The 9,376-nt window shown below is 69.1% G+C and carries 12 protein-coding genes; 11 read left to right on the forward strand and 1 reads right to left on the reverse strand.

Annotation, left to right across the window (positions count from 1 at the left end):
- Positions 1-19 precede the first annotated feature (19 nt).
- The 9 genes from UK23_RS37025 to UK23_RS37060 all read left to right on the forward strand — a co-directional run bounded on the left by UK23_RS37025 (position 20) and on the right by UK23_RS37060 (position 5,119).
- Positions 20-679, forward strand: coding sequence for a response regulator transcription factor (locus tag UK23_RS37025; RefSeq protein ID WP_045316427.1), 660 nt, complete (start codon positions 20-22; stop codon positions 677-679).
- Positions 676-1,824 carry a sensor histidine kinase gene (locus tag UK23_RS37030; RefSeq protein ID WP_045316428.1) on the forward strand — a complete coding sequence of 383 codons (1,149 nt, stop codon included), beginning with the start codon at positions 676-678 and terminating at the stop codon, positions 1,822-1,824. The genes UK23_RS37025 and UK23_RS37030 overlap by 4 nt, the downstream gene beginning before the upstream one ends.
- Before the next feature lie 101 nt (positions 1,825-1,925).
- Positions 1,926-2,882, forward strand: a complete 957-nt coding sequence (gene sepH / locus UK23_RS37035; protein ID WP_045316429.1) for a septation protein SepH — start codon at positions 1,926-1,928, stop codon at positions 2,880-2,882.
- A 22-nt stretch (positions 2,883-2,904) separates the two neighbouring features.
- Positions 2,905-3,243 (forward strand): hypothetical protein, encoded by a 339-nt coding sequence (locus tag UK23_RS37040; RefSeq protein WP_045316430.1) that lies wholly within the window; start codon positions 2,905-2,907, stop codon positions 3,241-3,243.
- A 64-nt stretch (positions 3,244-3,307) separates the two neighbouring features.
- Positions 3,308-3,718 carry a hypothetical protein gene (locus UK23_RS37045; protein WP_156213666.1) on the forward strand — a complete coding sequence of 137 codons (411 nt, stop codon included), beginning with the start codon at positions 3,308-3,310 and terminating at the stop codon, positions 3,716-3,718.
- A complete protein-coding gene (locus tag UK23_RS37050; RefSeq protein WP_156213667.1) occupies positions 3,718-4,107 on the forward strand; it encodes a hypothetical protein in 390 nt (129 codons plus the stop codon). The genes UK23_RS37045 and UK23_RS37050 overlap by 1 nt, the downstream gene beginning before the upstream one ends.
- A complete protein-coding gene (locus UK23_RS52195; protein WP_156213668.1) occupies positions 4,104-4,253 on the forward strand; it encodes a hypothetical protein in 150 nt (49 codons plus the stop codon). Before UK23_RS37050 ends, UK23_RS52195 begins: the two co-directional genes overlap by 4 nt.
- A gap of 61 nt (positions 4,254-4,314) precedes the next feature.
- Positions 4,315-4,731, forward strand: a complete 417-nt coding sequence (locus tag UK23_RS37055; RefSeq protein WP_156213669.1) for a hypothetical protein — start codon at positions 4,315-4,317, stop codon at positions 4,729-4,731.
- Positions 4,697-5,119 (forward strand): hypothetical protein, encoded by a 423-nt coding sequence (locus UK23_RS37060; RefSeq protein ID WP_156213670.1) that lies wholly within the window; start codon positions 4,697-4,699, stop codon positions 5,117-5,119. Before UK23_RS37055 ends, UK23_RS37060 begins: the two co-directional genes overlap by 35 nt.
- Here UK23_RS37060 and UK23_RS37065 read toward each other — a convergent pair.
- Positions 5,106-5,330: a hypothetical protein gene (locus UK23_RS37065; RefSeq protein WP_231114840.1), complete on the reverse strand. Its 225-nt coding sequence runs from the start codon at positions 5,328-5,330 to the stop codon at positions 5,106-5,108. The two genes, UK23_RS37060 and UK23_RS37065, sit on opposite strands and share 14 nt — an antisense overlap.
- A 157-nt stretch (positions 5,331-5,487) precedes the next feature.
- Here UK23_RS37065 and UK23_RS37070 point away from each other — a divergent pair, with 157 nt between their 5' ends.
- Complete coding sequence (locus UK23_RS37070; protein ID WP_231114841.1) at positions 5,488-7,230, forward strand: ABC transporter ATP-binding protein; 1,743 nt, start codon at positions 5,488-5,490, stop codon at positions 7,228-7,230.
- A complete protein-coding gene (locus tag UK23_RS37075; RefSeq protein WP_045316435.1) occupies positions 7,227-9,068 on the forward strand; it encodes an ABC transporter ATP-binding protein in 1,842 nt (613 codons plus the stop codon). The genes UK23_RS37070 and UK23_RS37075 overlap by 4 nt, the downstream gene beginning before the upstream one ends.
- The last annotated feature ends 308 nt before the right edge of the window (positions 9,069-9,376 follow it).

Consider the following 9,376-nt stretch of genomic DNA (forward strand, 5'->3'; position numbering starts at 1 on the left):
GACGCGGAAAATAGGTGCCATGCGTGTGCTGGTGGTCGAGGACGAACAGCTGCTCGCGGACACGATCGCCGAGGGACTGCGCAGGTACTCGATGGCGGTCGACGTCTGCTACGACGGCGAAGCGGCGTTGGAGCGGGTAGGGGTGCACGCGTACGACGTCGTGGTGCTCGACCGGGACTTGCCGTTCGTCCACGGTGACGAGGTGTGCAAGGCAGTGCATGCGACCGGTGGCGAGGCACGGGTGCTGATGCTGACGGCGGCGGCAGAAGTGGACGATCGGGTGGCCGGGCTCGGGCTCGGTGCCGACGACTACCTGACCAAGCCGTTCGCGTTCGCCGAGCTGGTGGCGCGGGTACAGGCGCTGGGTCGCCGGGCTCGTCCGGCCTTGCCGCCGGTGCTCGAACGGGCTGGGGTGACGCTGGACCTGCCGCGGCACCAGGCGACGCGGGACGGGAAGTTCCTGCCGCTCTCGCCGAAGGAGTTCGCCGTGCTGGAGGTGCTGATGCGGGCGGAGGGCAACGTGGTGAGCGCCGAGGAGTTGCTGGAGAAGGCCTGGGACGAGCACGCGGACCCGTTCACCAACGCCGTGCGGGTGGCGGTGATGACGCTGCGCCGCAAGCTGGGCGCGCCGCAGGTCATCGAGACCGTGCCCGGTGCCGGCTACCGGTTCGGCTCGTGAAGCTGAGGACCAGGCTGACGGCCTGGTACGCCGGGGTGTTCCTGATCGCCGGGATCGCGCTGATCGGCCTCAACTACTGGCTGCTCGCCGACTTCTCACCGCTCAGCGACGGGGTGGCGGTCGCGCGGACGACGGCCCCCGCGGAGCAGCTGGACGTCTACGGCGGCTTCACGGCGGTCGAGGCCGCGCAGCTGCCCGCGGACACGCTCGTGTTCAGCCCCGCCCAGGTCAAAACGGATGTGATGAGCACTGTCCTGTGGCAGTCGGCCATCGCCCTGGTGGTGGCGGCGATCATCGCGGTGTGGCTCGGCTGGGTGGTGGCCGGCCGGGTGCTGGAGCCGTTGCACTCGATCACCTCGACCGCGAACCGGCTGGAAGCGGAACGGCTGGACCACCGGATCGAGCTGGACGGGCCGCCGGACGAGCTGAAGGAGCTCGCGGACACGTTCGACGGGATGCTCGACCGGCTCGCGTCGTCGTTCGACAGCCAGAAGCGGTTCGTCGCGAACGCATCGCACGAGCTGCGCACCCCGCTCGCGGTGCAGCGGACGTTGATCGAGGTGGCTCTGGCCGCGCCGGACGCGACGGACGACATGCGCCGTCTCGGAGCGCACCTGCTCGACACGAACGAGCGAAGCGAGAAGCTCATCGACGGGTTGCTGCTGCTCGCACGCAGTGATCGCGGACTGGCCACGCGCGAGCTCGTCTGGCTGGACGAGATCATCGACGACGAGGTCGAGTCGTGCGGGTCGCTGGCGGTTTCCAAGGAAGTCACCTTCGACGTGTCGACCCGGCCGTACCTGGTCGAGGGCGATCCCGTGCTGCTCGCTCAGCTCATCGGCAACCTGCTGCGCAACGCCGTGCTCTACAACAAACCCGGCGGAACCGTGTCGGTCCGCCTTGATCGGGAACTCGTGGTCTCCAACACAGGACCGACTGTGCCGGCGGAGGCCGTGCCGGGCTTGTTCGAACCGTTTCGACGGCTGCGCGACCGCACCGGGACCGCGGGATCTGGCCTGGGTCTGTCGATCGTGCAGTCGGTGGCGAGGGCTCATCAAGGAGCGGCCAAAGCTCGTCCGAACGGGGGAGGAGGCCTGGTGGTCCAGGTGAACCTTCCGGAAACGGGCGTGCGACAGCCCGCGTGAACTGGCAAGATCACGTAGAGATATCGGCGAGTCTCCAAGCTTTGGGTGCCTCGTTGTCCTAACGTTGTCTGCTGGCGAGGTGCAAATTCAGGGAGGCCACGATGCGAGCGCTGCGAGTCATCGGGCTCGACGAGGACGGCAAGTCCGTCATCCTCGAGGACCCCGAAAACCGCGGCGAGCGCTTCACGCTCCCCGCTGACGAGCGCCTTCGGGCGGCCCTGCGCGGTGACCTCGCGCGCCTCGGCCAGATGCAGATCGAGTCGGGTGAGGCACTCATGCGGCCGCGGGAGATCCAGGCCCGCATCCGCGCCGGCGAGTCGATCGAGCAGGTCGCGGCCGCCGCGGGCATGCCGACGCACCGCATCGAGCGCTTCGCCTACCCCGTGCTCCTGGAGCGTTCGCGCACGGCCGACCTGGCCCAGCGCGCGCACCCGGTTCGCGAGGACGGGCCCGACGTGCAGACGCTCGGCGAGGTCGTCGCGCACTCGTTCGGCCTGCGCGGGCACGACCTCTCCGACACCTCGTGGGACGCGTGGCGCGGCGACGACGGCCGCTGGATCGTGCAGCTGCACTGGAAGACCGGGCGCTCGGACAACCGTGCGCACTGGCACTTCCACCCGGGTGCGCAGGGCGGCACGGTGACGGCGCTGGACGACGGCGCGGTCGACCTGATGGACCCGAACCCGAACCGGACGCTGCGCACGGTGCGGCCGGTGACGCAGCTGGCGCGTCAGGCGCTGGAGGCGGCTCCGGTCGTGGCTCCTCCCGTCGCGGAAGAGCCCGTGCCGGTGCCGGCTCAGGCTCCGCCGCCCGCTCCAGCTCCCGCTCCGGCTCCGGTCGTGGCGGAGAAGCCGGCGCCGGTGCCGGTTCAGGAGAAGCTGCCAGAGCCGGAGCCCGCGCCTGCCTCACCACCACCGGCTGCTCCTCCTGCGACGAAGGAAGAGCCCGCCGCGGAGAAGCCGGTGCGCAAGGACCCTCCTCCCAAGCGGGGGAAGAAGAACCACCCCATCGTCCCTTCGTGGGAGGACGTTTTACTGGGCGTGCGGTCGAACCGCTGATTGACGCCCGGGTAGACGCGCAGTGGGACGCCGTGTCGCGCTGGCTGCCGGAGTGGGTGCACTCCTCGGGCTGGCTTGGTGGGGAGTGTTCGAACTCATCGCCTCGGGAGCGGTCTGCTCGTTCGAGGACTGGGGCTGTCTCGGCGCCGCGGTGAAGACCATGCCGGTCTTCACCGCGGTCGCCGCGTTTCTGGGGTGGTTCGCGCTGCGGTCGCTGGGTGTGTCGCGGCCGGCCTGGGTCGCCGTGCCCGCGACCCTCATGGCGGTCCTCGCGATGATCTTCTTCGCGCTGGGACTGCCGTATCTCGCCTTTCTGGTGTTCGCCTTGCTCTACGCGCTGACCGCGGTGCTCACGCGGTGAAGGTGCTGTGGAGGGTTTGTGCAGATCGGGCCACGTGAGGGCTTGATCAGGTAGTTCTTGCCGCATGGTTTTGCGCGGTGTTGTGGGGGTGTGCGCCGGGCTGCTCGCGGGCGGCGGGTTCGCGGCGACGCTCGAAGGATGGACCTGGTACTGCTACCCCCCGGCTGGTCACACGGGATGCGGTGACTCGTACCCGCTGGTCTACGCGTTGGTCTTCGTGTTCTGGATGCTCGTCGCGGGCGGGCTGCTCCACGCGGGCTTCCGGATGGCACGCGCGGAACGGTCGTGGTCGGCGACCGGGGTGGGCAGCGGGCTGTGGGTCGTGCTGATCGTGGGCGTCGTCTGGTTCAAGGCCATGTTCCTGGAGATGTACCACGACGAGAGCGCCCTCTTCCTGATGGAGGCCGAGGTGGTCACGGCTGGGGTCGCCTACCTGGTGGCCGCCTTGACCGTGGGGCGGGCGCGGACGTGGTGATGCGTGCGATCACCGGCGCGTTCGTCGGCTACCTGGGCACCTGGGTGACCTTCATGGCGGCGCTGATGGCGGCCTGGAGCTACTGCGGCTGGGGTGAGACCTGCACCGACGACGACCTCAGCTCGGCGGACGTGGCGGGCTGCGTGGTGCTCCTCTGCGGCCTGAGCGTGACGGCGCTGGTGTACGTCGGACTGCTGAAGCTGCAGCGCCAGCCTCGGCCGTGGTCGGTCGTCGGGCCGGCGATGGTGTTGTCCGCGATCCCCTTCGTGGTCATCCCCAGGGTCTGGGAGCTGGACAGCATCTTCTACCTGCCCGCGGGCGCCTTCGCGCTGGCAGGCGTGGTCACCGGGTTCGAGTGGCGGCGGATCCTGCAGGTCGGTGCGCGATGAACCTCGCCCTGCCGAAGTGCCAGATGAAGGGCGACCCGTGCATCAGCTTCGCGCCGGACCTGACGCCGCTGTTCCACGTGGCCGGCTGGGCGTTCTTCTTGTGCCTGCTCGTGTGTCTGGTGTTCACCCTGTTCAGGCGGAGGTGAGGAGCCTGTCGAGCAGTTCTCCTCATGGCGAGGACACCGGCGACCCGACATGATCGTGCGCATGAGGGCGGCAACGGCGGCGATGGTGGGGGCGTTGTGCGGCGCCGGGTGGTTCTGGTCGCTGGAGCCGTCCAGCCAGTTCCTGTGCCGCGACAGCGGGTGGACGTGCGTGATCAGCCTGGTGCTGCTGATCGTGCCCGCGCTGGTGGTCGTCTGGGGTCTCGTGGGGTGGGGGCTGCTGCGCCTCGTGCGGTACTCCCCCGCCTGGCCGACGGCCGTTGCGGGGACGGCGGCCGCGGTGGTGTTGCTGATGATCGGCATCTTCGCTTTGCGGTTCGTGCGGGTCGAGTTGCCGGAGGATGCCGGGACGTTCCTGGTCGCTAGCGCGGCTGCCGGTGGGTATGCCTTGGCTGCCGTGGTGACCGGTGGTTACCGTGGTCGGCGTGACCGAACAGAGCACAGCGGGCAAGACGGGTAGGACCGGGCGCCGGTTGCTGTTCCGGGTCGTCCTGTCGATGGCCGTGGGGGCGGCACTCGTGCTCGGGTGGACCTGGGCGTACGAGTCGGGCTTCCTGAAGACGTGGCTCGACAGCACGTCCATGTCGGCGTTCCTGCTGCTCGTGCTGATCGGGCTGCCGCTCGCGCTGGTGTCGTCGCTGGTGCTGGCCGGGCCGATCCTGTGGATCTTCAGGGTACGGCCGGTGTGGCCGATCATCCTGCTCGGGCCGATCGTGCTGGGGCTCGGGCTCTACTTCAAGGTGCACGAACCGTTCCTCGGGTGGTTCTCGAACCGGCACCACGCCGAGGCCCTGCTCGCGGCCGTCGCCTACGGGCTCGTGGGGCTCTTCACGTTCAAGAGGTCGTAGGCAACTCGTCGAGGAGATGCAGGTCCCAGCCCTCGCGTTCGCACCAGTCCTCCGCCTCCTCGCGGGAGACGTACGTGGCGTGCCGCGGCTTCGGTCCGGCCAGGTGGTCCCAGCCGTCCGGGGCCAGCACGAAGTTCGCTCCATCGCGTGACGCGATGAGCCGTCCGTGTGGAAACGCCATCGTCTGCTCGGTTCGCAGAAACCGCGTCATGGTGGTCATCGTGCCCTTGACCTCGACCTAAGTCGAGACAGCAGGCTCCGGTGGGGAGAAAAACCGGATGCTGACTGTCGGTCCTCCTTCGTACTTTGGAGAGGACCTGGAGGGGGCTCACCGCGTGAGCGATCAACGTAACTCGACAATCCGGACCTTGCGGAGGTTGTGGCCGTACGTGCGGCCGCACCGCGCACGGATGGCTGTCGTGCTGTCGGCGACGATGCTCGCGATGCTGTGCGGTCTCGGCATCCCGCTGCTGACGCAGCGCATCGTCGACGGTCCGATCCAGCACAAGGAAACCGCGGCGCTGCCGTGGCTGATCATCGGTGTCCTGGTGCTCGGCATCGGCGAGGCCGTGCTCTTCTACATCCGCCGCAAGGTCGTCGCACGGCCGGCGGCCCAGGTCGAGGCGCGCATGCGGCTCGACCTCTACCAGCGCCTTCAGCGGCTGCCGGTGGCGTTCCACGACCGCTGGCAGTCCGGCCAGCTGCTGTCGCGCGGCACCAACGACCTGACGACGGTGCGGCGCTTCGTCGCGTTCGGGATGATCTTCCTGCTGGTGAACAGCCTGGTCGTGGTGGTCGGGATGGGCATCATCGCGTCGCTCTCGCCGGCGCTGCTCGTCGTCTCGCTGTGCGGCGCGCTGCCGTTGATCGTCATCTCGTACCTGTTCGAGGCGAAGTTCAAGGTCATCGCGCGCAGGGCTCAGGACCAGGCGGGCGACCTGACCACGATCGTCGAGGAGTCGGTGCTCGGCATCCGGGTGCTCAAGGCGTTCGGGCGCGGGCCGGAGCTGACGAACCGGTTCCTGGCGCAGGCGCGGGAGCTGCGGTCGACCGAGCTGAACAAGATCTCGATCCTGGCCGCGTTGTGGTCGGTGCTGATCGTGCTGCCGGAGCTCTCGATCGCGGGCATGCTCGGCGTCGGCGCGATCGGCATCGTCAACGGCTCGATGACGGTCGGCACGCTGGTGGCGGCCGTCGCGGTGAGCGCGTACCTGCGCTGGCCGATCGACTCCATCGGCTGGCTGCTGGCGGAGACGAACATGAGTGCCGCCGCGCTGGAACGCTACTGGGAGGTCATCGACTCCCCCGTGACGATCACCAGCCCCGCCTCGCCCGTGCCGCTGCCCGTGCCGCTGCGCGGGCACGTTCGTTTCGAGGGCGTGCGGTTCGCGTTCGAGGACGGCAACGAGGTGCTCAAGGGCGTCGATCTCGACCTGCGTCCCGGTGAGACGGTGGCGCTGGTCGGTGCGACCGGCTCCGGCAAGACGACGCTGACCGCGCTGGTGCCGCGGCTGGCCGACGTGACCGGCGGCCGGATCACGATCGACGGCGTCGACGTGCGGGATCTGTCCCTGGAGGACCTTCGGACCGTGGTCGGCACGGCGTTCGAGGAACCGGTGCTGTTCTCCGCGTCGGTCACCGAGAACGTGGGCCTGGGCGTGCCGGACGTCTCCGAGTCGGCCGTGCGCGAGGCGTTGCGGGTGGCCAGGGCAGAGGAGTTCGTGGACGCGCTGCCGTGGGGCCTCGCGACCCGCATCGGCGAGCAGGGCCTGTCGCTGTCCGGTGGTCAGCGGCAACGGCTGGCGCTCGCCCGCGCGGTCGTCGGCAGGCCGGCGGTGCTGGTGCTGGACGACCCGCTGTCGGCGCTCGACGTCCACACCGAGGCCGAGGTGGAAGCCGCGCTGCGCAGGGTGTTGCGCGGCGTGACGGCGCTCGTGGTGGCGCACCGGTCGTCGACCGTGCAGCTCGCCGACCGCGTGGCGATGCTGGTCGACGGCAAGATCACCGCGATCGGCTCGCACCGGAAGTTGTTGGAGGACAACGAGGAATACCGACGACTGCTGTCCAGTATGGACAGTGAGGAGATCGTGGAAGAGGAGGTGGCGTCGTGAGTGACCAGGTAGTTGCCCAGGCTCAGGAAGAAGAATGGCGCGGCGTCGCCGCCGAGGAGATCTCCGAGATCTCGGTTTCGACCGGCCTGCGCCTGCAGGCCCGGTCCCGGCGGCTGCTGGGGTCGTTGGTGCGCCCGCACATCGCTCGTGCGTCGCTGGCGGTCGGGTCGGTGATCGGCGGCAACCTCGCGAACCTCGCACTGCCGCTGCTGATCGCCGCCGCGATCGACAAGGGCATCCCGGCGGCGATGCGCGGTGACGCGTCCGTGCTGCTGTGGTGCGTGGCGGGCTACGCGGCCTGCGCGGGCGTGACGACGTTCCTGCGCTGGGCGTTCCTGCGCATCTCCGGCCGCGTGGGCCAGGACATGCTCCTGGACCTGCGCGGACGGATCTTCCGGCACTCGCAGCGCCTGTCCGTCGGCTTCCACGAGTCGTACACGTCCGGCAAGGTCATCGCCAGGCTGACCAGCGACGTCGACGCGTTGCAGGACCTGGTGGAAGAGGGCCTGGACAGCCTGTTCAACGCCCTGCTGTCGGTGGGCGGCATCGCGATCATCCTGCTGTGGCTGGACATGCCGCTGGCGTCCGTCGTGGTGGCGGGCTTCGTGCCGCTCTACTTCATCTGGCGCTGGTTCCGCCGCCGCTCGATGGAGGCCTACCGGGGCACGCGCGGCGCCATCGCGAAGATCATCGTCCAGTTCGTCGAGTCGATGAACGGCATCCGCGCGGTCCAGGCGTTCCGCCGCCAGCCGCGCAACGAAGCCATCATGACGGGCTTCAACGCCCAGTTCCGCGACGCGAACGTGGACGCCCTGGGCGTCATGGCCACCTTCGTCGCGACGATCCGCATGATCGGCAACATCTCGCTGGCCATCGTCCTCGCCTGGGGCGCCTACCGAGTGGCGGGCGGCTCCCTGGAACTGGGCGTGCTGACCGCCTTCACGGTGTACCTGCGCCGCTTCTACGACCCGTTCGACGAGCTGGCGATGTTCGCGAACTCGTACTCCTCCGCCACCGCCGCCCTGGAGAAGATCTCGGGCGTCCTGGAGGAGGAACCGTCGGTCCCCGAACCGTCGTCGCCCGTGGCCCTGCCGCACGCGAGGGGCGCGATCCGGTTCTCCGAGGTGGAGTTCCAGTACCCCGCCACGTCCCGGCAGGTGCTTCCCCTTTTCAGCCTGGACGTGCCGGCGGGGCAGACCGTGGCTCTGGTCGGCGCCACCGGCGCCGGCAAGACCACACTGGCCAAGCTGGTGTCGCGCTTCTACGACCCGACCTCGGGCTCCGTGCTGCTGGACGGCGTGGATCTTCGCTCCGTGGCGGACACGGACCTGCGCCGGGCCGTCGTCATGGTGACCCAGGAGAACTTCCTGTTCTCGGGCTCGGTGGCCGACAACATCGCCTTGGGCAAGCCCTCCGCCTCCCGAGCCGAGATCGAGGCAGCAGCCGCCGAGGTGGGCGCGCACGAGTTCATCGCCGCCCTGCCCGACGGCTACGACACGGACGTCCGCAAACGAGGCGGCCGTTTGTCGGCAGGCCAGCGGCAAATGGTCGCCTTCGCGCGCGCCTTCCTGGCAAACCCAGCCGTACTCGTCCTGGATGAGGCAACATCGTCCCTGGACGTACCCACCGAACGCGCCGTGCAAGCCGCCCTGGAAACAGTCCTGGCAGATCGAACGGCGTTCATCATCGCCCACCGCCTGTCCACGGTCCTGATCGCAGACCGCGTACTGGTCCTGGATGGTGGCATTGTGGTGGAAGACGGCTCCCCAGAGGAGCTGATCGGTGAGCGGGGCCGTTTCGCGGCCCTGCACACGGCCTGGCGCGACTCACTCGCCTAGGCCAGCAGGTCGCGTTCGCGCCAATGGGGATCTGGCGCGAACGCGACCTACCGCTCCACCCGCCCAGCACCAGCCACGAGGCACGCACACCCCGGCCGTGCCACGGACACCGCGCGGCGACGCCCCGCACGAGGGCATGTGCGCCAAATATCTGCGTGCGTTCGACTCGCATGCCCAGCGAACATGTCTTTGGATCAAGCGATGCCGAAGGCGAGCAACCCATTCAAACAAGGGCGATGCGAAGCGAGCCGACCGAGCGCAAGCCCCGGGCCAGCGGTGATGACGCAACCACCCACGCGATTGGGGCT

The sequence above is a fragment of the Lentzea aerocolonigenes genome, assembly GCF_000955955.1.
Lineage (GTDB): Bacteria > Actinomycetota > Actinomycetes > Mycobacteriales > Pseudonocardiaceae > Lentzea > Lentzea aerocolonigenes_A.